Annotated in this window: 22 protein-coding genes and 2 pseudogenes; 8 read left to right on the top strand and 16 right to left on the bottom strand. The window is 58.6% G+C overall.

What is annotated here, in order from left to right; all coding sequences use genetic code 11:
- Window position 1: 1 nt before the first annotated feature.
- The 15 genes and pseudogenes from uxuA to AC1RO0_RS23680 form a co-directional block, all read right to left on the bottom strand.
- Complete coding sequence (gene uxuA, locus AC1RO0_RS23750; protein ID WP_047639407.1) at window positions 2-1,198, bottom strand: mannonate dehydratase; 1,197 nt, start codon at window positions 1,196-1,198, stop codon at window positions 2-4.
- A gap of 49 nt (window positions 1,199-1,247) precedes the next feature.
- Window positions 1,248-2,033, bottom strand: a complete 786-nt coding sequence (locus AC1RO0_RS23745) for an amino acid ABC transporter ATP-binding protein (RefSeq protein ID WP_047639408.1) — start codon at window positions 2,031-2,033, stop codon at window positions 1,248-1,250.
- Window positions 2,030-2,689 (bottom strand): amino acid ABC transporter permease, encoded by a 660-nt coding sequence (locus AC1RO0_RS23740; protein WP_047639409.1) that lies wholly within the window; start codon window positions 2,687-2,689, stop codon window positions 2,030-2,032. Before AC1RO0_RS23740 ends, AC1RO0_RS23745 begins: the two co-directional genes overlap by 4 nt.
- A complete protein-coding gene (locus AC1RO0_RS23735; RefSeq protein WP_047639410.1) occupies window positions 2,686-3,351 on the bottom strand; it encodes an amino acid ABC transporter permease in 666 nt (221 codons plus the stop codon). Before AC1RO0_RS23735 ends, AC1RO0_RS23740 begins: the two co-directional genes overlap by 4 nt.
- Before the next feature lie 95 nt (window positions 3,352-3,446).
- A complete protein-coding gene (locus AC1RO0_RS23730) occupies window positions 3,447-4,283 on the bottom strand; it encodes a transporter substrate-binding domain-containing protein (RefSeq protein WP_052224258.1) in 837 nt (278 codons plus the stop codon).
- 23 nt (window positions 4,284-4,306) lie between these two features.
- Window positions 4,307-5,032: a GntR family transcriptional regulator gene (locus tag AC1RO0_RS23725; protein ID WP_498595068.1), complete on the bottom strand. Its 726-nt coding sequence runs from the start codon at window positions 5,030-5,032 to the stop codon at window positions 4,307-4,309.
- A 91-nt stretch (window positions 5,033-5,123) separates the two neighbouring features.
- Window positions 5,124-5,439: pseudogene (locus tag AC1RO0_RS23720) on the bottom strand (hypothetical protein); the annotation flags it as partial.
- Window positions 5,440-5,593: 154 nt separating this feature from the next.
- Window positions 5,594-5,695: pseudogene (locus tag AC1RO0_RS23715) on the bottom strand (IS3 family transposase); the annotation flags it as partial.
- A 396-nt stretch (window positions 5,696-6,091) separates the two neighbouring features.
- Window positions 6,092-6,895: a transporter substrate-binding domain-containing protein gene (locus AC1RO0_RS23710; RefSeq protein ID WP_498595067.1), complete on the bottom strand. Its 804-nt coding sequence runs from the start codon at window positions 6,893-6,895 to the stop codon at window positions 6,092-6,094.
- A gap of 37 nt (window positions 6,896-6,932) precedes the next feature.
- Entirely contained in the window at window positions 6,933-7,658 is a 726-nt protein-coding gene (locus tag AC1RO0_RS23705) for an amino acid ABC transporter ATP-binding protein (RefSeq protein WP_498595066.1), read from the bottom strand.
- 17 nt (window positions 7,659-7,675) lie between these two features.
- Window positions 7,676-8,356: an amino acid ABC transporter permease gene (locus AC1RO0_RS23700; protein WP_498595065.1), complete on the bottom strand. Its 681-nt coding sequence runs from the start codon at window positions 8,354-8,356 to the stop codon at window positions 7,676-7,678.
- Window positions 8,357-8,371: 15 nt separating this feature from the next.
- Complete coding sequence (locus AC1RO0_RS23695) at window positions 8,372-9,049, bottom strand: amino acid ABC transporter permease (protein ID WP_498595064.1); 678 nt, start codon at window positions 9,047-9,049, stop codon at window positions 8,372-8,374.
- Entirely contained in the window at window positions 9,046-9,972 is a 927-nt protein-coding gene (locus AC1RO0_RS23690) for an NAD(P)-dependent oxidoreductase (protein WP_498595063.1), read from the bottom strand. The genes AC1RO0_RS23695 and AC1RO0_RS23690 overlap by 4 nt, the downstream gene beginning before the upstream one ends.
- Window positions 9,973-10,012: 40 nt before the next feature.
- Window positions 10,013-10,459 (bottom strand): ribose 5-phosphate isomerase B, encoded by a 447-nt coding sequence (gene rpiB / locus AC1RO0_RS23685; protein ID WP_047639416.1) that lies wholly within the window; start codon window positions 10,457-10,459, stop codon window positions 10,013-10,015.
- Window positions 10,456-11,253, bottom strand: coding sequence for a FadR/GntR family transcriptional regulator (locus AC1RO0_RS23680; protein ID WP_498595062.1), 798 nt, complete (start codon window positions 11,251-11,253; stop codon window positions 10,456-10,458). The genes rpiB and AC1RO0_RS23680 overlap by 4 nt, the downstream gene beginning before the upstream one ends.
- 1,262 nt (window positions 11,254-12,515) lie before the next feature.
- On the opposite strand from AC1RO0_RS23680, the gene AC1RO0_RS23675 reads away from it, so the two are divergent.
- From AC1RO0_RS23675 to AC1RO0_RS23655, 5 genes are all read left to right on the top strand, one after another.
- Window positions 12,516-12,662, top strand: a complete 147-nt coding sequence (locus AC1RO0_RS23675) for a DUF1127 domain-containing protein (RefSeq protein ID WP_072379007.1) — start codon at window positions 12,516-12,518, stop codon at window positions 12,660-12,662.
- A gap of 769 nt (window positions 12,663-13,431) precedes the next feature.
- Window positions 13,432-13,614, top strand: coding sequence for a hypothetical protein (locus tag AC1RO0_RS23670; protein ID WP_034482454.1), 183 nt, complete (start codon window positions 13,432-13,434; stop codon window positions 13,612-13,614).
- A 172-nt stretch (window positions 13,615-13,786) separates the two neighbouring features.
- The gene (locus AC1RO0_RS23665; RefSeq protein WP_498595061.1) at window positions 13,787-14,722 is read left to right on the top strand and encodes a DUF3991 and toprim domain-containing protein; all 936 of its coding nucleotides are present in this window, start codon (window positions 13,787-13,789) and stop codon (window positions 14,720-14,722) included.
- A 131-nt stretch (window positions 14,723-14,853) separates the two neighbouring features.
- The gene (locus AC1RO0_RS23660; protein WP_498595060.1) at window positions 14,854-15,459 is read left to right on the top strand and encodes a DUF1419 domain-containing protein; all 606 of its coding nucleotides are present in this window, start codon (window positions 14,854-14,856) and stop codon (window positions 15,457-15,459) included.
- A gap of 100 nt (window positions 15,460-15,559) precedes the next feature.
- Window positions 15,560-20,650, top strand: a complete 5,091-nt coding sequence (locus AC1RO0_RS23655; protein WP_498595059.1) for a helicase-like domain-containing protein — start codon at window positions 15,560-15,562, stop codon at window positions 20,648-20,650.
- A gap of 29 nt (window positions 20,651-20,679) precedes the next feature.
- On the opposite strand, the gene AC1RO0_RS23650 is transcribed toward AC1RO0_RS23655, so the two are convergent.
- Window positions 20,680-20,913 (bottom strand): BrnA antitoxin family protein, encoded by a 234-nt coding sequence (locus tag AC1RO0_RS23650; protein WP_034482458.1) that lies wholly within the window; start codon window positions 20,911-20,913, stop codon window positions 20,680-20,682.
- Window positions 20,914-21,480: 567 nt separating this feature from the next.
- Here AC1RO0_RS23650 and AC1RO0_RS23645 point away from each other — a divergent pair.
- From AC1RO0_RS23645 to AC1RO0_RS23635, 3 genes are all read left to right on the top strand, one after another.
- Entirely contained in the window at window positions 21,481-23,187 is a 1,707-nt protein-coding gene (locus tag AC1RO0_RS23645; protein WP_498595058.1) for a ParB N-terminal domain-containing protein, read from the top strand.
- A 263-nt stretch (window positions 23,188-23,450) separates the two neighbouring features.
- Window positions 23,451-23,711 (top strand): type II toxin-antitoxin system prevent-host-death family antitoxin, encoded by a 261-nt coding sequence (locus AC1RO0_RS23640; protein ID WP_498595057.1) that lies wholly within the window; start codon window positions 23,451-23,453, stop codon window positions 23,709-23,711.
- Window positions 23,708-24,130 (top strand): hypothetical protein, encoded by a 423-nt coding sequence (locus AC1RO0_RS23635; protein WP_047639421.1) that lies wholly within the window; start codon window positions 23,708-23,710, stop codon window positions 24,128-24,130. The genes AC1RO0_RS23640 and AC1RO0_RS23635 overlap by 4 nt, the downstream gene beginning before the upstream one ends.
- Window positions 24,131-24,534 lie beyond the last annotated feature (404 nt).

Genomic DNA, 24,534 nt, shown 5'->3' with positions numbered 1-24,534 from the left:
GCTACCTCATTCCGTAATGTGTGTGGGTGAGGGCATATTCGATGCCGCGAAGCTCGGCGAGCCCTTTCAGTCGGCCGATTGCGGGATATCCTGGTTGGGCACCGCGGGTGAGGTCGTCGAGAATCTCCTGGCCGTGATCCGGCCGCATCGGGATCTGATGATCCACCCGGCCTTCCGCCTTGCGGCGCTTTTCTTCCTCGAGAACGGTTGCGACCACCGCAACCATGTCCGTATCGCCTTCGAGATGTTCGTCCTCGAAGAAGGAGCATGGCGCGCTCGTCTCTTCGCGATGGACATTGCGCAGATGGAGGAAATGAATACGCGGCGCGAGCGTGCGGATCATTGCCGGCAAATCATTGGCCGACCGGGCGCCGAGCGAGCCGGTACAGAAGGTGACGCCGTTTGCCTTCAGATCGACCGCCGAAAGCATGGTCTCGTAGTCTTTCAACCTGGAGAGAATGCGCGGCAGGCCAAGCAGCGGCCAGGGAGGATCATCGCCGTGGGCGCAAAGTCGCATTCCGAGTTCGTCGGCCACGGGAGCCACGTCCGAGAGGAAGTCGACGAGCCGCGTCTGTAGCGTCGCTGCGTCTGAGCCGGCATAGCGCTTCAGATGGGCGCGAAGTTCGTCGAGCGAATAGACATCGGTGGACCCAGGCAGGCCGGCGCCGACATTCTTCGATATGGCGCGCTTCTCGTCATCGGTCATGGTCATGAAGCGTTGCGTCGCCTTTTCCACCAGGGCAGGCTCGTAATCATGCGCGGCGTCGGGTCGCTCCAGCATATGCAGATCGAAGGCGATAAAGTCGATTAAGTCGAAGCGCATCGTCCTCGCGCCATGGCGGGTCGGCCAACGCAGATCTGTGCGGGTCCAGTCGAGCACCGGCATGAAATTGTAGCAGACCGTTTCGATGCCGGCCTTTTGTAAACGCCGGAGGGTTTCCTGCCAGGCGGCGATATGGGCCTTGAACTCTCCAGTCCCGCTCTTGATGTCTTCGGAGATCGGAATGCTTTCGACGATTTCCCAGGTGAGGCCGCCGGCTTCGACTTCCTTCTGTCGCTTGGCGATCTCGTCCTCGGGCCAGGCCGTGCCGGTGGGCACGTGATGCAGGGAACTGACTATGCCCTGTGCACCGGCTTGCGCGGCGTCTCTGACACTGACCTTGTCAACAGGTCCAAACCATCGCCACGTATGTCTCATTTCACTATCTCCAAACCTCAAAAATTCCTGTTCGAATGGTGTTCTCCGGTCACCCGTTCCAGCCGAGGTGGCTGAGGAAATCACGCGTCCGGTCAGCTTGCGGATTATCGAATATCTGGGCGGGCGGGCCTTGTTCGACGATGCTGCCACGGTCAAAGACGACAACCCAGTCGGCCACGCGCCTCGCAAACGTCATCTCATGGGTGACGACGATCATCGTCATACCTTCCTCGGCGAGCCGCTTCATAACGTTCAACACTTCGCCGATGGTCTCTGGATCGAGCGCTGAAGTCGGTTCGTCGAACAACATGACCTCCGGCTCCATGGCAAGTGCACGGGCGATTGCGACACGCTGTTGCTGCCCGCCGGAAAGATTGGCCGGATACTTGTCGGCCTTGTCAGAAAGACCGACTTTTTCAAGAAGCGCGGCAGCGCGCTTGCGAGCCTCTTGCTTGGAAATCTTCAGCACCGTCAGCGGACCTACGGTGATATTTTCCAGCACCGTCTTATGCGGGAACAGCTCGAAACTCTGGAACACCATGCCCATCCGCTGACGAACTTTGCGGATGTCGGCCTTGGATGTCGGGAGCAGCTTGCCATCAAAATGGAGTTCGCCGCCATTGATGCGTTCCAGCGCGTTCGTCGTCCGTAGCAGGGTGGATTTACCGGAACCGGAAGGGCCGATCAGGCAAACGACTTCGCCCTTGTTGACGCGCGCCGATACCGAACCGATCGCGACGAATTCACCGTAGAGCTTGCGGACTTGCCGATACTCGACGACCGGCGTTGCGGTTGCATTTTTGCGGTTCTGGAGTTCCGTGCCAAGGCCAGTCATTCCTTCACTCCCCATTTCTTATAGATGCGGTCGACCAGCTTTGCTTGCGGGTAACCAAGGACCCAATAGATCACCGCCATCGCGGTCAGAATTTCGAGCACTCGATAGGTCTGCGATCGAATTTCCAGGGCGGTATGAGCCAGGTCGCCGACCGCGATAACGGATACCAGCGACGTATCCTTGAAAAGCGATACCCAGGTGCTGGCGAGCACCGGCAGGACGCGCCGTGCTGCCTGCGGCAGGACAATCTTCAACATCGCTTCCGTATGGCTCATGCCGAGCGCAAGTGCCGCCTCGGTCTGTCCCTTGCGGATAGAATTGATGCCCGCCCGGAACGTCTCGGAATTGTAGGCGGAGACATTCAGCGCCAGGGCCAGCAAGCCTGTCCCGAACGGCGATAAAGTCAGATCCGTGAGTACAGGCAGAATGTAGAACATCCAGTAGATGAGCAGGATGATCGGCACATTCCGGAAGAATTCGACGAAGCAAGCGCTTACGCCGCTTACGATCGGATTCCCCGAGAGGCGCATCAGCGCGAGAACGATGCCCCCGGGAATGGCGAGCAGCATAGTGAAGACGGTGAGTAGCACTGTGATTGCGGCGCCATTCGCCAGCGCTCCAGAATATTGCCAGACGACGCTCCAGTCGAGGTTCATGACCGCCCCCTATACGAAACTTTATGGTAAAGCCGATCGATCAGCCGCGTCGTTGGGAACAGGATCAGGAAGTAGACGCCTATCACGACCGTGAAGACTTCCATGGGACGAAAGCTCTGGCCGGAAACCGTTTCGGCGCGCTTCATCAATTCAGGCACAGCGATCACAGCGGCAATCGCTGTATCCTTTATGGTGATCGAGACGAGGGAGCCGATCGACGGCAACATGCGGATCAGCGCTTGTGGCAGGATGATCTTGCGGACGACCTGCGCCTCGGACATGCCGAGCACAAGTCCCGCCTGCGTCTGTCCGGCACGCACCGAACCTATGCCTGCACGGACGATCTCGGCCATATAGGCCGAGATATGAAAGGTGAGAGCCACCAAGGCTGCCCAAAACGGCGGAAGATTGAGGCCTGTGAGGAGAGGCAGCGCGAAATAAATCCATATCAGCACCACCAAAACCGGAACGGCACGCATGGAGTCGATATAAAAGACGATCGGGACTGACAGCCAACGGGGGCCGTAGATGCGCCCGAAACCGACTGCTGTACCGCAAACGAAGCTCAGAGCTACCGTCAGCACGCTGAGCAGGATCGTTACTCCGAGTCCGCCGAGCAGATATTGCCAACTATCCAGAACAGCCGTGAAATCAAAATCCATGACGCAGGTCTCCGTGCCCGCATCGTCGATGCGGGGACATGATTGCGGAATAGGGAAAAAGCGTCAGCGACAGCGGATCGCTGACGCAGTTTGAGTTACTTCATGGTCTCGACGATGCGGGCTTCATCGGCCATCAACTTCGGTTGCACATCCTTTTCGACGGCACGCAGCCAGTTGAGGAAAACCGTCTGGCCCTTGTCGATCGCAAGGCCGACAGGTGCAGCTTTCTCAGACGAATCCTGGCAGTTGTTTTCCTTCGGCAAAGCAGTCAGGCCCGGAACCTTCTTGTTGAGAAGGACCCATTGAATGCGGTTGATTGCCGCGACATCGGCGCGCTTTGCCATGATTTCTTCGATTGGCGCGGGAGCGCTGGAGGACGTCACACCACGCAGCTTTGCGTTGGGAAAGCGTTCTTTCACCCAGTCTTCCTCAGCGCCGCCGATGAAGTAGGCGAGCGTGAAGTCGGGGTTATTGATTGCTTCCACCGAACCGGCAGCCGCAAATTTCTTGTTGTCTTTGCGGCCGAAAATGCAGACGCTCGTCTTCGAATAGAGAACGAAGTCGACGACCTTCAGCCGTTCGGGCGTTTCTGCCAGAGGCGTGATGCTGAGATCCACTTGGTTGGAGGCGAGAACCGGCACTTTCGTTTCGTGGCTGACCGGCACGGGCTGGAGCTTTACACCCAACTCCGTTGCATATTCCTGGGCGAGCAGCCATGCAGGCCCCTCCCAAGGCTCGCCGGAGCCGGTCGTGTTCTCGACGAGCCAAGGCGTGTTGGCGAGCACGCCGACGCGAAGGACGCCGGCTTTCTTGATGGCGTCGATGCGAGGGCTGGCGCCCGGAGCCGGCACGTCGGCTGAGAAAGCCATTGTACCGAAGGCAAATATCGACGCGGTGAGCGCCAGTGTGGATATCACTTTCGAACCAAACATGATCTGTCCTCCCAATTCCAAAGTTATGATGTTGTTTTGATTGCTGACTGCTGGTTGGCGTGGCCTTCAAAGAGCTCGGGCTTGTTGACTGCCAGGCGCTCTATGGTCAGGAAGACGGATTGCAGATGCTCCCGCATCGCCGCCTCTGCACCCGCCGCGTCTGCCTCAATCACGCGGGCTGCGATAACTTCGTGCTGCTCGAAGATCCTGCTGAGCCACTCCCCACTTTCCAATGAAAGATAACGAACGCGGTCGAGCTGAGCTTTCACGCCTTGGATTAGATCCCAGATTGCCGGATAACCACCAAGACCAATCAGGTAAGTATGCATTCTATCGTCGGCGTCGAAGAACTGCTCAAGGTCGCTGTCGCGTATGGCGCGCTTCTGGAGCGTCAAAAGATCGTGGAGTTCGTCGGCTGCGCGGATGTTCATGTTGACGGTCGCCAGAACGATTGTCCGGCATTCCAGTGTCTCGCGAACGAACTGACTATCATAGACAGCGCGAAGCTGAATGGGGGCAACAAAAGTTCCGACCTGCGGCACGATCCGTAGCAAGCCTTCGTCGGCAAGGCGGCGGAAAACTTCACGCACCGGTGTGCGGCTAACGCCTAACTGCTCGGAGAACTGGACCTCGGAGATGGCAGTGCCGGGCAAGAGCTCGGCCAGCATGATGCGCTGACGTAGTGCGGCATAAATCTCGCGCACGGCCGGGCCGGATCTCGGCAACGTCATGTCGGTGATCTTTGGCATCAATCTCGTCTCCTCTTGTATACTAGTAACCAAGTCACCTTTTGCTGTCAAGCGATAGAGAGGGTGTGCCCGATAAGACAAATGGGCTCTGTCAGGTTAACGGCCGCAGCTCGAGCGCTGGCATAAGTAGCCGGTTTACGTCATGCGGGGAGTGAATGGCGGCCACATCGGACCAAACGTCCATCGCTTCCGCGCGGAGCGTTCGATAAATCTGCTGAGGTCAGGTCGCGGCGGGGAAAATGGAACAGGTTGGCGATCGGATCATGAATCGGGACGAAGCGCTGCAGATGGAGGCCCGATTTGAACCGGGTCGTACCCGGCTCCCGTCGTCGTACTGCTAGATGCGAATTCTCTGCCCGATTGTTGCCGCCCTTGTGCGAACGGTGCTCGATACCGGGCATCAACTGGGTATTGAATTCCATATGAAACTCATCCAGTTAGCCATCTCACCATAACCCACAATTAGTTCAAAATAGGGAAGCTGTTCATAAACCTGTTTCCGCCCAGCAGGGCCGGTGCCAAGCTGAAATACCGGGGTGCGGATAAAAACTTGGACTGGTTTTATATCGTTAGTCCAAGACTCTCTCGGTATTCGATGGGGCTAGGAGAACCAAGGGAGATCTTGATCCGCTTTTCGGTGTACCAGCGGATGTAGGAATCAACGACGTCAACGAGAGCGAATATCGCGGACCGACCTAGGCCCAGAACATGCATCGGCGTATTGATCGTTCCTACAATCAACGGCCGCCCGCCATCAGTCGCCCAGCGCCGAACTGCTTGATCGGCGTGTCAGCCTCGTCGAACGAAGGCTGGCCTGTGTCCGCGGAAGGTGCGGGCCGCGAAGCTGGGACCCGGTTGTTATAGACTAGCTGATCGCGTGTCTCGCAGGCAGGTACCCACAGTCGCTTACATTTCCGCACACTTCTCAAGGCGGCCTACCGCGTATGCGTACTCCACCGCGGTCGGTACGCGCGAAGAAGATCGGAACCCATTGTTGCCCAACCTTTGAAGAGTGGACGAAAGCCGAACAGCTTTCATCCACCTGACCCTGTGGGCACCTTACTTTGGATTGACGATCTCCGGCGGAAGCGGCGTTCCGTGATACTTCTCATAGATGGTATTGAGGCTGCCATTCTTCAAATTGGCAGCGACCCATTCATTGACCTTCGCAAGGAGCTCGGGTTCGTCTTTCCGCACGCCGATCGCCAGATTGAACACGCGGATGGTGAACTTCGGCTCGAAGGCAATATCCTTGTTTTTCTCATGGATCTGTTTAACGAGCGTAGCGGATGTCGCAACGATCTTCGCCTGGCCGGAGACGGCGGCGGTCACCATCGTGGCATCGTCGTCATACCGAGCGACGCTGAAGCCTTTTTCTGCAGCCAGTTTCGTGAGTTCAGAATCCTGCGTCGTGCCGCGCGTTACGGTAACCGTCTTGCCGCGCAGGCTATCCCAATCCTTGATGTCAGATGCTGCTGGTGCCCCAATCACGGACAGGAGACCTGCATATGCGGTCGAGAAATCGATCACCTTAGCGCGCTCGGGTGTCACCGAGAGCGTCGATATAATGATATCGGCTTTGTTGGTCTGCAGGTTGGGAATGCGGGTTGCTCCGGTCGTCGGAACGAACTCGAGCTCCAAGCCCCAATCCTTTGCGAGAAGCTGTGCCGTTTCGACGTCCGATCCGATAGGTTTCAGTTGTGCATCCAGCATGCCAGACGGCGGAATTGCAAGGTCCGTGGCGACGCGCAATTTCTTCGATGCAATAATATCCGTATAGCTGTCGGCATGCGCCGGAAGCGTTGTCAGCATGGAAGCGGCGCTAAGAACGCCGGCGAATGTGATGTGTTTCCAAGAAAGCATTGTGGTTTCTCCTCCTTTTGGTCGTGCTTGCTGGCTGTTAGAGATCGTGGCTGATGAACTCCTTCAGTTCCGCAGTGTGCGGATCTTTGAGTATCGCGGACGTTCCGTGTTCGTGGACGCGTCCGCGGTGCATGAAGACAACCTGATTGGCGACCCGACGGGCGAAGTTCATTTCATGGGTCACCATGATCATCGTCATGCCGCTGGTTGCCAGCTTTTCAATCACCTTCAACACCTCGCCCGTCAGCTGCGGATCCAGTGCCGATGTCACTTCATCGAAGAGCATCACCTTCGGCTGCATGGCCAGCGAGCGGGCAATAGCCGCACGCTGTTGCTGACCACCGGAAAGTTGCTCGGGGTAGCTGTCGGCTTTATCACTCAGGCCGACCCGTTCGAGCACATCACGGGCGATATCCTTAGCCTCGGGCTTGGCAATCTTCTTCACCGAGCAAGGCGCAAGCATCACGTTCTGCTCGATGGTGAGATGGGGAAAGAGGTTGTAACTTTGGAATACGATGCCGACATCGAGGCGCAACTGACGCAGATCTAGATTGGGATCATGAACCTTATGGCCAGCGACATCGATTTCGCCGCTTTCGATGACTTCCAGTCGGTCTATACAGCGCAAGGCAGTGCTCTTTCCGGAGCCGCTTGCTCCGATGAGGGCGGCAACTTCGCCTTTGGCGACAGAGAACGAAACACCGTGCAGCACTTTAAGCGCACCGAAGCTCTTTTTGACGTCGTTCAGAACAACAATAGACAATGAACTCTCTCCCGAATTTAAGCCACACCTGGTGCGGTGGTACTCGTTGCGCGCATCCTTGCCCCCCGTTGCTCAAGCTTTTGGCTGAGGGCGGAAACAGGAAAGCAGAGGCAGAAGTACAGAAAGGCTACGATCAGATAGATGAGGAATGGCTCGAAGATCGAGTTGTTGATCAACTGTCCGGCGCGCGTCAGTTCAACGAAGCCAACCACCGAGGCCAACGACGTGTTCTTGATGATCTGGACGCTGAAACCAACCGTGGGCGGCGTGGCAATTCGGATGGCTTGGGGAATGATAACCTTGAAGAGCCTCTGACTGCGTGTCAGTGCCAGGCATTCCGCCGCTTCCCATTGTGCCTTTGGAACCGACTCCAGACATCCTCGCCATATCTCACCGAGATACGCACTGACATAGATCGTCAAAGAGAGGCCGGCCGCAAACAGCGGCGACACGGTCATGCCGAGTGTCGGCAGTCCGAAGAATGTTAGAAAGAGGACGACGAGCAGCGGTGTTCCCTGGACCAGGTTCACATAGATGGAAGTGGCAAGTCGAAGCCACTTCATCGGCGCGGTGCGTCCAAGCGCGACAAGCAGCCCGAACAAGCCGCCACCGATGAATGCAATGATGGACAGGGCGACCGTCCAGACAACACCGTTCAGCAGGAAAATGAGATGGTTTGAATTAATGGCGGTTGTCATGTTCAAAACCTCCTCTCAAAGAGGTGTTCCAAGACGCCGGCGTCTCGGAAAGAGGACGAGGCCAAGGCACCAGAATCCTGCACGCATGAATAGGGACAGGACGAGATAGATCAGCGCGATGACGATGTAGGTCTCAAAGGGCCGGTAGGTTTCTGACTGTATGAAATTGGCTGCCGCGGTCAGTTCCTCGGCTGAAATTTGCGAGGTCACAGACGATGCCAACATCAGAAGAATGAATTGGCTCGTCAAAGAGGGATAAACCCGTTCCATCGCTGGCCTGAGGCCGACGTGCCAGTAGAGCTTAACGGGGGACAGACCCAGGCATTCTCCGGCCTCCCATTGCCCCTTCGGTATGGAGTCGAAGCCCGCGCGCATGATCTCGGCAGTGTAGGCACCCACGTTAATCGTTAGCGCGATGATTGCCACGGTGATGGCCGAAAACGAAAATCCGAGGCTCGACAAACCAAAGTAGACAAGGAAAATCTGAACGAGAAAGGGTGTGTTACGGACAGCCTCGACATAGATTGCCGCGATCTTTTCCAGCAACGGGCCGCCCGACCGGCGGCAAATCGCGACCGCCGTCCCGATGATGAAGCCGGTCGCCGTCGTCGCCAATGCCAGCTCGACGGTCAGCCACATGCCGTCCGCCAGCATTTGCCAACGTTCGAAGACGGAACTAAAATCCAAAGTCATGGCCGTATGTCTGTCGAGGCGGTGCGATTGGAGTCCTGGCCGGTCATGCGGTCATAAACCCTGAAGAGCGCCTGGTTGCCATTTGATCCTTCGCCGTGGGCACGAGCCTCTACATATTGTGTTGTGACAAGCGCGGTGGCCGGCAACGGGATATCCCTCTGTCCCGCCATCTCCAGGACAAGACGCAGGTCTTTCAACATCAGGTCGATGCGGAAGCCCGCGCTGCTGTCACCCGAGATCATTGCCGGGCCGAGCTTCTCAAGCATCCACGAAGAGGCTGAGCCTCCCAAAAGGACATCGCGCATCTGCTCGAGATCGACACCGCTTGCGCGACCCAAAGCCAGCGCCTCGCACACGGCCTGGATATTGACCGCGCAGACGAGTTGATTGCACAGCTTTACGGTCTGGCCAGCACCAATATCGCCCACGCGCGATATCGTGGTGCCCATGGCCTTCAGATAGGGCAGGGCGCGTTCGAAGGCTTCAGTCTCCCCCCCCACCATGATGGAGAGCGTTGCATTCTTCGCTCCAATCGGCCCACCGGAAACCGGCCCATCGAGCATCGAAACACCAACAGATGACAGATCGGCTGCCATCTTGCGCGTCGCTTCCGGCGAGATCGTGCTCATATCGACATAGAGCCTTCCCTTCGGCGGATTTGCCAGGATACCGTCGGTTCCGTAAACGACGCTTTCCACATGTGGCGTATTGGGAAGCATGGAGATGACGATGTCGGCGTCGCGAACTGCGTCCGCCACGTTGTCGCGCGCTCTCGCACCCAATTTTACCAAGGCATCACAGGCTTCCGATACGACATCATAAATTTTGACCACATATCCGGCGTTCAGAAGATGGCTGGCCATCTCCCTGCCCATGACGCCAAGGCCGATAAAGGCAACTGTTCTATCTGTTTCGTTGTTCACTACTGAGTTCCTCCCGGTAATAGCCGGTACGCAATCGATGTCAGTTGGACTGTTCGATCAGCGATAGCTTTTCGACGCGGCGAACGAAGTCCTCGTTCGCATCGAATTGCGCGCTTAGATATGAGGCCACCAAATCACGAGCCAGCCAGGGGCCGACGATCTGCGCGCCGATACACATGACGTTGACGTCGTCGTGTTCGACGCTTTGATGCGCCGAATGGACATCGTGGCAGACGGCCGCCCGAATGCCATGAACCTTGTTGGCAGCGATTGCGGCTCCGACGCCTGTCCCACAGACCAGAATGCCTCGCTCGGCCTCACCTGTGCGTACCTTCGAGCACAAAAGAGCCGCGATATCTGGGAAATCCACGGGCTCGGGATTGAAGCTTCCGATATCTTCGACCGCGTGGCCAAGTTCCTTCAGGAGAGCAAGCACTTCAGACTTCAGGGGGAACCCAGCGTGGTCGCTGCCGATAACTAATTTCATTGGTTTTTACTCGCTGACTGTTTGGAAAAATCGACACTCGAAAGATCAAGGCCGGCCGCAATCGCCGTCGCCTGCATGGTCGCTTTGCGACGGAACTCTGCGCCGATTTCGAAATGACGCGTCAGAAGCTCATCCGCCAAAGGCAAATTGCGCTCGATCAATGCTGACAAAATCATCCGGTGGTGGTCGACCAGGAAACCCTCGAAACCGTCGAGGCGCATAATCTGCTCGCGACGCTCGAGGTGCGAGCGCATCATCAGGCCGCGGATTGAGCTGTAGATGCTGGCCAGTGTCGGGGAGTGCGCCGCCTGTACGATCGCCTCGTGGAACTCGTAGTCGGCTACGCCGCCAGCCTCGGGATCACTGATCGTATCCATTATGCGACGCAATGCTGCAGATATACGAGCGAAGTCTTGCTCGGTCGCCTTCTGACATGCCAGCCGTACGGCGTGATGCTCAATCGCGATGCGCGCTTCCATGATGTCTTCAAGGGCATCGGATTGGTGCGCCAGCATGAAGCTGAAGAATGCACCGAGCGTACTAACGTCTGGCCGGGTAACGACCGTGCCGACGCCGTGACGGATTTCGACGGCGCCGATCATCGCAAGAGCCCGCAACGCCTCCCTGAGAACCGGCCTGCTCACCTCCAGCATCGCTGCAAGCTCCCGCTCCGGAAGCAGGCAATTGCCAGCTTTCAGTTGGCCGGAAAGCAATTGGTCGCGCAGGAACGCGGCAACCCTGCTGTGTGCGCTGTCGCCAGCCGATGCCTCGCGATGAATTTTCTTTTCGCTCATTATTTCATTGTCCATACCGTGGTATGACCACTGGTAAGACAGTCAGAGCTCGATGTCAATTTGGCTGACGAAATTATCTCCGAGGCGAAGTGTTGATTTAAGCTGCTTGCTGCCTGTCGTTTGGCGCTTAAGCGGGGTCTTCCTCACTTTTGTGACAGTAGAATTTGTGGTGGGCGAAACGCTAGACGCCGCACGGGTGGAGGGGAATTTCCGTGAAGTAGCGGCTAGGCAGAGATCAGATCAACCGATTGAAAGACGATCAAGTGGACGCCTTATGGCAGAATTGGCCGGTAGTATGCTCGGAGAACGCATGCTATCGGCCAATTGACGGGGTAGCGTATCCAACCCACAACGGAGAACGACTTTATGCCGAGCTTATTCTCCAGCGGAAGTGGTATCGTTACAGAATCCAAACAATTTCCGGTGGGCGCTCAGGCTCATGGAGGCGCGAAGATGCCTGCGCGGAGGGCCAAAGCCTTCGACAGCGCTTGAACGTAAGCCTCCGATGCACAACTCGTGGCAGAAATGGTTTCAACTGAAGAGTCTGGCGCCTACCAGGCCGTCCGAGCGGTGCTGAGTGCATATGAAATGCACGACGAAACGTGCGCGGCGAGGGGGTTGACCTTGATAACGCAATTTCCAGGATAGAACAGCTTATGCGCGTTAAGATGCTTCAGCAGTTCATCGACATTACGTTTGTCTGTAAGTGGAAATGAAATCGTCATTGCGCGTTTCCTACAACTGACAAAATAGCGAAAGGGAGTTAGAGGCGATTTTCTTCGCACTGCAACAATAATTTTTTAATGATCAAATTAAAATCGATTAGCTTCACATCTTGATTTTTTAAGATCGATTTAAACGTATGCGGTCGGATTTCGGCCGTGGGCGAACCTCGCATTCCTAGGCCCAGTTTCATGTGTTCGGGAGCGCCCGTTACGCCAGAGGCTTGACGCCAAGCAGCTTCGACAGAGCCATCGCTTTCTGCGCCGATCGGCGTTTAGAGTGATGCCGCTCCCAAACAGAGATTTATCGCCATGCGGACATCGCCTCGCCGAAGAAATATTTGGCAGCTTCGATTATTTCAGAGCCCAAAAAGTCATCAATTCCGATGTGATGAAAAAAACCAATGCATCGGCTGCATAGGTGGAGTGCAGGATTATCGCTGTTTAAATCGATTGAATCGCCTATATCTCAACCATCGAAACGACGCCGGAGCCAATCAAGGTTGCTGACGTTATAAAGCCTCAGGGAAGGGGATTACCATGAACGTAGCACGCTCTTTCAACAATTGGCGCAAGTTCCGTCAGACCGTTGCCGAACTTGGCCGTATGTCCAGCCGGGAACTGCAGGATCTCGGCATCGACCGCGCCGATATCCGTAGCGTTGCCCGCGCATCGATCGCGCGCTAACTGCGCAGCATCTGCTCTTTAAAACTGCTCGACGCCCGCTGATGACGCGGGCGTTTTTGCGTCAATCTCCCAAGTTTAAAGGCGGTTTTCTCCGTCTCTTGCTGCGAGGTTTCCGACGCGTATTTCTTGCATAGCTGCAGTGCAGCATAGGCTATATGAAGTCTCGTTGATTGCAGTATGTTGAACCCATCGAAGCGATGCACCTCCTCCCGCAGAGCTTCGAATTTCAGACGGCCCGCTCCTCCTCCCAGGGACGTCTGTAGGAACGGCGGCACTCCTCCTCCCAGTCGCTGTTCGGTTCTTTTCGAAAAGCCTGCCGCACCTCCTCCCGCGGCAGGCTTTTTCGTTTCTGGGCGTGTCCCGCGCTCAATGGGTTGAAATCGAGCTGCAGCTCTTTCCATCCGGCACCTGTGCTCATGCGTGTCACGCTTGGGGCAGGGAAGGTGATTCCAAAGCGACAGCAGCCACACGGCTGAAAGACAGTTCGCGCTCCATCCACTTGTCGTCTGCGGTGCAGTCAGGTCGCTTAATCCGCAAAGCGGTGATGCGATCCGGGCCGAACGCGTGGCTGCTCCACCCATTGGCGTTTCCGACCTCCGCTCTTTTGTCTGGCATCCCTAATCCAGTCCCATCCTTGGACGGTCAACCCGCAAGGGGTTCGCAGCTGCTGCGACCTCTGCGCCTTCGCCTTCGAGGTGACCGCGGCCGGGGCTTGGACACACGGGCGCCATCGAGCGGGGATCGGCCCCGCCAACGGATGGAGCCGCACATGTCACACGATCTCAGCCTCGCTCAAAACCACGCACTCGATCTTGCCCGGACCCTGATGGTTCCGGTCACCCTCTTTGAGGTGGATGGAGAGATCGGCGTCATGCCTTCCGCCGAATATGATGGCGACGAAGACGCCATCATCCACGAATACGACCCCTTCGCATACGGACCGGCTCATTGAGCCGGTTTCCCCCTGTCGGGTGCTGCTTGCGCCCATACGCGCAAAAGGGAGGCTTCGCCGCGAGCTTTACTCACACTTTTGCCAGTTGAGAACCGCGCCCTTGCGCGCTCGGGTCTTCGCGCCGGTGAGGCGTTCGATCAAGAAACAGAGTGGGAAGAGAGGAGTAGTCAACATGGAGAAGGCTGATATCGAAGCCCTGCGAGCGCGTGTCGGCTGTACTGCTATGCTGGAACACGAAGGCTTCGCCATCGATCTGAAAGAAAGCACGCGCCGCGCCGTGAAATTCCGGCGAGAGGACGACATCATCATCGTCATTCACGATGACAAAGGCTGGTTCGACCCACGCTCCGACGCCAAAGGCGACGTCTTTGCGCTTGCAAACTACCTGCTTGGCGGCGGCTTTTCCGAAGCGCTTGTGGCGGTCTGCGAACTCGTCGCCTATCAGCCGACCCTGCCGGCTTGGGAGCGGCCAGCGCGCCTCTTCAATGTTGGTGCGACGATCCCTGAACGATGGGACCATCGCAAGCGCCCAGGGCGCTCGTCTGCGACCTGGACCTATCTCACGCAGCATCGGGCTATTCCCGGGCATGTCGTCCGCAAGGCAATTGACGCCGAACTGCTTCGCGAAGGCCCCTACGGCAGCGCGTGGGCCAAGCACGTTGATGGCTCGGGTGAGATCATCGGATGGGAGGAGCGGGGACCCGATTGGCGGGGTTTTTCAACCGGGGGCGCCAAGCAGCTTTTCCGGTTCGGTGTGACAACGGCGCGGCGCATCTGCGTGACTGAAGCGGCGATCGACGCGATGAGCCTTGCAGCAATCGAGGAGACGAGAGGCGACACGCTCTATGTGAGCACCGGCGGTGGCTGGTCGCCGCTGACCGCTCAGGCGCTGGAGACCCTGGCATCCCAGCGACACACGCAGCTTGTCGCAGCGACGGACAACAACGTTCAAGGCGAGGTCTTTGCAGACCGGATCCGGCAGATGGCGGATGGCGCCGGCTGCGACTTCTCGCGGCTCAAGCCGCGCGTAGAGGACTGGAATGAGGAATTGAAGCAAAGGAGGGAGAGAGGGGAGTTGCCGCATACGCGCGCAACGCATCAAGGGTGACGCTTCGCCCGCCCGATGAGCGGCCCTTGACCCGCCGCCCGCGAGGCGCCGGCTGAGAAGGGGTGATCAAAGGACTGGAGAAGAGATCGACATGACCTAGGCTTCAGCCCAAACCCTTAAAGGAGCCGCAGATGTCAAATCCTCCGACAATCCGTAAAGTGTTCGAAGGCGTCGCCAGCCGCCAGCAGATGTATGCGTTGTTCAATCGTCACAGCCAGTCGCCGTTTGACGATGACCGCCTCTCAGGCCGTCGCTATGCCGGCGAGTGGTTCGAAATCACCGAGGCCAACCACGATCATATGCTTGAGATCCTGCCGCCGCTGTTCATCCGTGGCGACATGTTCGCCATGGGCGAGTTCCAGGCGGCAAGCGTTACCAGCGTGTTCTTCGCGCTGAAGATCGACGACCGCTTCCGCTGGTTTCACGGCCATTGCGACTTGGGAGACCATGGCTCGCCCGACCGCATGCGGGCCGAGATCATTGAGCGGGAATGCCGCCCGGTGCGCGCCATGAGCGCCCAAGAGAAGCTCGATCATATCTGGAGCACGACCGGCGCTGAGTTCCGTGCCTATGCTGATGCCCGCTTCCCTGCCGATCTGCGCAATCGCCAGATCGTGCTCGTCTTTCCCGCTGGGCAAGGCAAGATCTGGAAACTGCTCGACGATCTGACCGACGAGGAAATCGCTGCCAAGCTGCCGGTTCAGTTCCGGCTTCTGCCGGAAGCCGTCGCTGCCTGACGGGCAGCCGGCATCTCATCCAATCCCCTTCATCCCGCCTCTGACAACTTGCCTTCCCGGGCGAGTGAGCGGAGGCGCGCCTTCTCCAGAGGAGCTTTTCATGGCGCATAACGATCCCTTCACGCTCGACCTATTCGGCAACACAGCACTTTCATCCGGCTTCGACCTCGGCGCTACGGCCCTTTCCCCCGTTTTCGACAGAGGTACCGATGACGATCCGCCGCCTTCAACGCCCGCGCCTGCGATGCCGGTGCCGGCGACACCTAAACCAAAAACCCCGATGCGGGCGCGGATCGACTTTCGCCTGGAGGGTTCTCGCAATCTCGCGCATTCCTGGCGCGAGCGAGCGCATGACAATATCGCGGCGATCCTGATGACGGCCGAGATCGAACGACAGGATCGACCGGCGCGTCCGGATGAGCAGGCCAAGCTCATCCGCTTCACCGGCTTCGGTGCGTCGGATCTCGCCAACGGCATGTTCCGTCGGCCGGGCGCTCAAGAGTTTCGCGAAGACTGGAGCGAGATTGCCGGCAACCTCGAGTCGTCGGTCAATGCAGCGGACTATGCGTCGCTCGCCCGCTGCACGCAGTATGCCCATTTCACGCCCGAGTTCATTGTCCGCGCCATCTGGTCGGCGCTCATCCGGATGGGATTTGCTGGCGGCCGGGTTCTCGAGCCGGGGATCGGCACAGGCATGTTCCCAGCGCTGATGCCGGACACACTCTCCCGCACCAGTCATCTGACCGGCATCGAGCTCGATCCGGTCACGGTTCGCATCATCCGCCTGCTGCAGCCGCGGGCCAAGATCATCACGGGAGATTTTGTGCGGGTCGCGTTGCCTGCGCATTTCGATCTGGCCATTGGCAATCCGCCGTTTTCGGATCGTATCGTCCGCAGCGATTCCGCCTTTCGATCGCACGGCTTCCGTCTGCATGACTATTTCATCGCAAAGGCGATCGATCGGCTGAAGCCCGGCGGGCTCGCAGCCTTCGTGACGTCCACTGGCACCATGGACAAGGCCGACGCCCGGGCGCGTCAGCACATCGCCGGCATGGCCGATCTGGTCGGTGCCATCCGGTTGCCGGAGAGAAGTTTCCGGGCGCAGGCCGGCACCGATGTCGTCGTCGATATCCTCTTCTTCCGAAAGCGCCGGGAGGATGAGCCCGTCTGTGATGACGCCTGGCTCGATCTGGCCGAGGTGGAGGGTTCAGCTGAAGACGGGCAAGCGATCCGCGTCAATCGTTGGTTTGCCGACCATCCGGGCATGGCGCTTGGGAAGCACGCGATCGTCACAGGCCAATACGGCGAAACCTACACATGCCTGCCGCTCGGCAACGACACTGAAGCCGCACTGTTGGAGGCGGTTCAGCGGCTTCCGACGCGAATCTACGACGGTGAGGCCGGATTGGTCGACTTCGAACTCGAGGATGAAGTCGCCGATGCCATGGCTGAACGGCCCGACGATCCGAAGGTTCGCGAAGGCAGCTACTTCGTCGGCAAGGCGACCCAACTCATGCAACTCATCGATGGGCAGCCGGCTCCCGTCGAGGTGAAGAAGGGCAGGGCGGCCGACGGTGTCTTTGCCAAACATGCCCGGATCATCCGCAAGCTGATCCCGATCCGCGACGCCGTTCGAAGTGTCCTGAAGCTCCAGGAGCGCGATCAGCCATGGAAACAGGCACAGGTCTCACTGCGAATTGCCTGGTCGAGCTTCGTACGCGAGTTCGGTCCGATCAATTTTACCACCGTGTCGACATCGGAAGATCCGGAAACTGGAGAAATCCGCGAAACCCATCGGCGCCCGAACCTGCAACCCTTTCTCGATGATCCCGATTGCTGGCTGGTCGCCTCGATCGAGGACTATGACCTCGAGACCAATACCGCCAAGCCTGGCCCGATCTTTTCTCAGCGAGTGATTTCGCCACCGCCCGCGCCGGTGATCACCTCCGCCCTCGACGCGCTGGCCGTCGTTCTTAACGAGCGCGGGCATGTCGATCCCGATCACATTGCCGAACTTCTGCATCGAGACGTTGCTGAGGTCATCGAGGAACTGGGGGACGCGATCTTTCAGGATCCGGCGACGGGCGCTTGGGCTATGGCTGACGCCTATCTGTCAGGTGCCGTCCGGTCGACGCTGGCAATCGCTCAGGCGACCGCGGCGCTCGATTCCACATTCCAGCGAAACGTCACTGCGCTGGAGCGCGTGCAGCCGGCCGATCTGCGGCCATCGGACATTACCGCTCGGCTCGGCGCCCCCTGGATTCCCGCCGACGACGTCGTTGCCTTCGTCAGAGCGACGATGGAGGCCGATATCACCATTCATCATCTGCCGGAACTGGCGACCTGGACGGTCAATGCCCGACAGTTGGAATGGTCAGCCGCCGGCACCACCGAATGGGGCACCCACCGCCGACACGCCGGCCAGCTCTTGTCCGATGCTTTGAATTCATCGGTTCCGCAGATCTTCGACACGATCCGCGATGGTGACACCGAGCGCCGGATCCTCAACACGGTGGAGACGGAAGCGGCCAAGGAAAAGCTCGCCAAGATCAAGGCTGCCTTCCAGTCGTGGATCTGGTCGGACCCCGACCGCACCGACCGGCTGGCGCGAGTCTATAACGACACCTTCAACAATATCGCGCCGCGGCATTTCAACGGCGATCATCTCCAGCTACCGGGCGCCTCAGGCGCCTTTTGTTTGTACGGTCATCAGAAGCGGGGCATCTGGCGGATCATATCGTCTGGCTCCACCTATCTTGCCCATGCCGTCGGCGCCGGCAAGACGCTGACCATGGCAGCCGCCGTGATGGAACAGCGCCGGCTCGGGCTTATCAACAAGGCGATGCTCGTCGTTCCTGGCCATTGCCTGGCGCAAGCGGCCCGGGAGTTTCTGGCGCTCTATCCAAACGCACGCATTCTCGTGGCCGACGAGACCAACTTCGTCAAGGAAAAGCGCCACCGCTTCCTGTCGCGGGCGGCGACCGCCAATTGGGATGCTGTCATCATCACCCATTCAGCCTTCCGGTTTATCTCCGTGCCGTCCGCCTTCGAGGCACAGATGATCCAGGACGAGCTGGAGCTCTACGAGGATCTTCTTACCAAGGTCGACAGTCAGGATCGCCTCTCGCGCAAGCGCATCGAACGGATGAAGGAAGGCCATAAGGAACGGCTGGAGGCGCTCGCCACCCGCAAGGACGGTCTGCTGACGATCTCCGAACTTGGCATCGACCAGATCATCGTCGATGAGGCGCAGGAGTTCCGCAAGCTCTCCTTCGCGACCAACATGTCGACGCTGCGCGGCGTCGATCCGAACGGATCGCAGCGCGCCTGGGATCTGTTCGTCAAATCCCGCTTTGTCGAGACCAAGAATCCGGGCCGGGCATTGGTGCTGGCGTCGGGAACGCCGATCACCAATACGCTCGGCGAAATGTTCTCCGTCCAACGCCTAATGGACCCGACAGCCTTGTCCGAGCGTGGGTTGCATGAGTTCGATGCTTGGGCATCGACCTTCGGCGATACATCGACCGAACTCGAACTGCAGCCATCTGGGAAATACAAACCGGTCACGCGCTTTAGCCAGTTCGTCAATGTACCGGAACTGATCGCGATGTTCCGGTCCTTCGCCGACGTCGTGCTGCCGGCCGATCTTCGCACTTACGTCAAGGTTCCGGACATCTCGGGCGGCAAGCGCCAGATCGTCACCGCCGAACCGACTCCGGCCTTCAAGGCGTACCAGAAACAGCTCGATGCGCGGATCAAGGTAATCGAGATGCGCGAGGGGCCGGCAAAGCCCGGTGATGACATCCTGTTGTCCGTTATCACCGATGGCCGCCATGCGGCGATCGATCTCAGATTGGTGGATCCCGCCAACGACAATGAGGAGGAAAACAAGCTCAACGCGCTTGTCCGCAATGCCTTCCGCATCTGGCAGGAGACAAGCGAGGCCGAATATCGGCGCAAGGATGGCAAGCCCTTCGATCGATCCGGCGCCGGCCAGCTGATCTTTTCCGATCTCGGCACGATCTCCGTCGAAGCCTCGCGCGGATTTTCCGCCTATCGCTGGATCCGAGACCAGCTCGTTCATTTGGGCGTGCCGGCATCCGAGATCGCCTATATGCAGGATTTCAAGAAATCCGAGGCCAAACAGCGGCTGTTCACCGACTTCAATGCCGGCAAGATCCGCTTTATCATCGGCTCGTCCGAGACCATGGGCACCGGGGTCAACGTGCAGGCACGTCTGAAGGCACTGCACCACCTCGATGTGCCTTGGCTGCCGTCGCAGATCGAGCAACGCGAAGGCCGCATCATCCGCCAGGGCAATCAGCACGATGAGGTCGACGTTTTCGCTTACGCGACCCTCGGTTCGCTCGATGCCACGATGTGGCAGAACAACGAGCGCAAGGCTCGCTTCATTGCCGCCGCCCTTTCCGGCGATACCAGCGTCCGGCGGCTGGAGGATATGGGTGAGGGGCAGGCGAACCAGTTCGCCATGGCCAAGGCCATCGCATCCGGCGATCCGCGTCTGATGCAGAAGGCAGGGCTGGAAGCGGAAATCGCCCGGCTCGATCGCCTGCGCGCAGCTCACGTCGACGATCAGCACGCCATTCGCCGGCAGATCCGCGATGCCGAGCGCGATTTCGAGGTTTCGAATCGCCGCATCGGTGAGATCGGCAAAGACATCGAACGCTTGGTTCCAACGTCAGGTGATGCCTTCGCGATGGACGTCGGCGGCGCTCAATTCGACGAGCGCAAGCTGGCGGGCCGGGCGCTCATGAAGGAGATTCTGACCCTGGTTCAGCGACAGCAGGAGGGCAATGTCGTCGTCGCATCAATCGGCGGCTTTGAGCTGGAATACTCGGGCGAGCGGTTCGGCAAGGACGGATATCGTTATGTCACCATGCTTCAGCGAAGCGGTGCCGACTACGAAATCGAGTTGACGGTCACGGTCACGCCCGTCGGTGCGGTTTCGCGGCTGGAGCATGCTCTGTCAAATTTCGAAGCCGAGCGGCACAGTTATCGGCATCGGTTGGCGGACGCTCAGCGTCGTCTTGCCTCCTATAAACCGCGCGTCGGCGAAGGTTTCGCACTCGCCGTCGAACTCGAGCTGAAACTGCAGCAACTTGCCGAGATCGAGAAGGACCTCGCCGCCACGGGAGAGCTCGAGGAAGCCATCGATCGGGCCGCGGCCTGACGGTCGCTTGCGCTGGAGGTCAACTCCCCTCAGGTCTTATCTCTCATCGCGGCCCGCAAAGTGTCGTTGATACGGTCCTGCCAACCAGGGCCGTCTTCCTGGAAAAAGGCGAGCACGTCGCTGTCGATCTTGAGTGAAACGAGTTCTTTGGTGTTTGGCAGCGCTGGTCGTTCAACCACCGGCACTGCTGCCTTCTTCGCCGGTTTGAACAATGCTTCGGCCGCATCCATGGGGTTGACGTGTCTGCGAGGCGGGTTTGCCATAGGGACTGCTTTCTAGTTTGAGTAAATCGCATGATTGCTGTTCGTCATGCTCAAAGTCACCAGCTCTTGCGGAGCGCTCCCTGTGGAGGGTAGGCGCCCTTTTGTTTTCAAACGGCCAAGGCCGCTGCCATACTCGTCATAAGGAGCGATGGCTCGGGGTGGATTCAAGCGTGGCGCAGGCATTGCAGATCGGCATTCAATAGCTCCTTTTATCCCCCTTTTGTCGGACAGGTAGGTGCGCAACGGGCGAGATCAAAAGAAAAGTAAATTGAAACAATGGATTAGAAATTGGAATGAGAAGAAGTTTATATCAAGGCTATTTGAGAGTTCTGAAAAACTAGTCGCAGGACGGCCCATCGGCTGACGGTTTCCTCAATCGCGCCGGTCGCGCCATACCGGGCGCGCGCCCTTCGCAAGGCTGAAGAGCCTTGCTTGTCCGCGTGCCAGGCATGCTCCGCCGCAATTGCAGCCGCCGGGTTCGTCCCGCGGGTATCGGGTGAGGTCTTCGAGAAGAAGACGTGAAGGGATGGTCAGCCTGTCCGCCCCGAAACCCGAGAGGTCACAGCCATGCAGTTGATTACAGCCGATCCGCGCAGCCTGAAGGAAAATCCCGACAAGCTCCGCCAGTCGAAATCCACGCCACAGTCTGATGCGCTTCTTTGCGCATCGATCAGGGCGGTTGGCGTCGTGCAGCCCCCGGTCGTCAAGCTCGATCCGGATGGTGGCAACAGCTACATCATCGTCTTTGGTCACCGCCGTACTGCGCAAGCAATCGCCGCCGATCTTGCGGAAATCTCCGTGCTGTTGATCGAACCCTCCGACGATCTTGCCGCCATGCAGTCCTTTGCCGAGAATATTGCTCGCGAGCCTCTGAGCCCGATCGACCAGTGGCGCGCCATCGAACGCCTGGTCGCGCTCGGATGGACCGAGGAATCGATAGCGCTTGCCCTGGCACTGCCGGTTCGCCAGATCCGCAAACTTCGTCTGCTGGCAAATATCTTGCCGGGCATGCTGGACCAGATGGCACGAGGCGACATGCCGAACGAGCAGCAACTGCGCACGATCGCGGCCGCGAGCCAGGAGGAGCAGGCGGAGGTCTGGAAGAAATACAAGCCGAAGAAGCAGGATCCTCAAGTCTCTTGGTGGGAAGTAGCCCGGGCGCTGACCAAGACCCGCATGCTGGCAAAACATGCCAGCTTCGGCGAGGATCTGGCACAGGCCTACGGGATCACATGGGCGGAGGATCTGTTTGCGCCGGCCGATGAGGACAGCCGCTATACGACTGATGTCGAAGCCTTCTTCGGCGCGCAGCAGGAATGGCTGGCGAACAACCTGCCTAAGCGCGGCTCGATCATAGAAGCCAGCGAATACGGGCAGGTCAAGCTCCCAGCCAGGGCCCAACAGGTCTATGGTAAGCCGGGTAAGGGCGATCTGACCGGCTGGTATGTCAATCAGCGTGACGGTTCCGTCCAATCGGTCGTCTATCGCATGCCGGAAACGAAGAAGGTGAAGACGGGTGATGGCGTCGCGGCTTCTGCCGAGGAGGCAACGGAAGCAAAGCAGCGGCCTGACGTCACGCAGAAGGGCCTCGACATGATCGGTGACCTGCGCACTGATGCCCTCCACGAAGCGTTGTCACGTGCCCCAATCGAGGACGACACGCTGATGGCGCTGCTCATCCTCGCCTTCGCCGGCACGAACGTCACGATCGCCAGCGGCTCTTCGGACAATCCCTATGGCCGCGCCAAATGCGGGCGGCAAGCTGCCCGGCTAATTGGTAAGGACGGCAAGCTCACCTTCGAGCGCGACACGCTGGTCAGGGCCGCGCGTTCGATCCTGATCGAGGTGGTGTCCCTGCGGCGCAATCGCTCGGATAGTGGTCTCGTTGCCCGCATCGCCGGCGATGCAATCGGTGCCGACGGCTTCCTGCCGAACATGGCGACGGAAGGCTTCCTTTCATGCCTTTCGCGCAATGCCTTGGAGACAGCTGCGGATGCAGCCAGCGTTCCCTGCCGCATCAAGGTGAAGGATACCAGGGCGGCTCTTGTCGAACATTTCGTAGAGGCGAAGCTGGTCCATCCGGCTGCGCTCTTGGCGCCATCGCCAGAAGAGGTCAAGGCGTGGACGGCACAGCATCCCTCTGCCGAGGGCCAGGGGGATACGAGCGAAACGGCGGCAGAGTCGGTGAGAACCCCCGTGTCCAGTGGGCTCCAGGAAGACAGCTCTTCGATTGGAGAGGACGTCGACCACGGTTTTCGCGAGGCGGCCGAGTAGCCCGAAACGCTTAAGACGCGAACTGACGCCGCCGGCTCTTGCCGGCGGTGTTTTTGTCCACCATGGGACAGCTGTGCCAACGTGCGCAGCCGAACAGAACATCTCAAACAGCGCTTTTGCCTCATCACAAATCGCTATAGGCTGCCAACCGATGATCGAACGGGGCTGCAACAACTTATGGGTCGAGCCTTGTCAAATCTCAAAATTCTTGCAGATTTCTGTGTTTTCTGTATTATTCAAATAATACAGAAAAGGACGCTGCAATGAGCAATAAATCCATTTCGACGGCTGAATTTATGCGCCATTTCGGACGCTATCATGATGAAGCGCAAAAGCGGCCCATCACTCTGACAAAACATGGCCGTCCGTCTGTCGTCGTCGTGCCCATCGAGCTTTTCGAGCGCATGGTGGGAATCGAAGATCCGCGCCGCGTCTACAAGACCGGCGAGACGCCCCCAGAGCTGGCCGGCATGATTTTGGCGGAGCTTGACCGCCAAGCAGCAGATGACGAGCCGCAGCAATGAACGCAAGGCACAAGCAGGGGCAGATAGTGGACTACCCTTACCTTTGGCTTTGGCAGGCCGAGCAGGGGCGGGATCATGGCGAAAAGGATCGGCCGGTTTGCCTGTCCATCGTCATCGAGGACAAGAAGCAAGGCATCCATCATTTAATTCTATTGCCGATTTCGTCCACTCCGCCGCGCAAGGATCAGGAGACGCTTGAAATTCCTGCCCTGGAACTCAGGCGCGCAGGACTTTCCGACGCCAAGCAGGGCTGGATCACCGTCAGCGAATACAATTACGACATTCTCGAAAAGTCGTTCTATTTCGACGCGAGGAAGGCGCCACGAGGATCGTTCAGCAAGCCTTTCCTCGATCAGATCAATGCAAAGTTCCGACAGACACTACAGGCCAGGGGCGGCAAAGTGGATCGGATGAAGTAGCAGGCACCAGCGGCGGGGCTCACGATCACGGATGCGGCAATCGGTCTCCCTCTCTCAAGCACAAAATCGGATTTCCCTATCCTTCCGCGTGCCGATCTGCTGCGGCCCGATGCGCAAATGAACTCCGCTCCGGTGATCGGAGTGCCGGACAGGCTTGACGAGATCGGTTGCGAGCCTCTGGAAAGCATACGCGCATTCGGTCGGCCGACTGCCAAGCCATGAAGGATCCTTCTGCGTGATCGCTTGAGTTCCTCCTGAAGCCACTCATCCGGCCGGCTCAACTCCTCGGTTTTGCTGCGGTCTGACATGGGCGCGTCCCTGTCAAAGGCCGCTGTCGCGCCGCGTTGCGGCAGGACGCCCGCGTCTTCGCAAGGCGGGGCCGCGTCTGGCGCAGACCGCTCATG

The organism is Rhizobium sp. GW821-FHT14E12 (assembly GCF_058803745.1).
The sequence above is the reverse complement of the archived record's forward strand: the minus strand, read 5'-3'. Positions and strand labels throughout refer to the sequence as shown.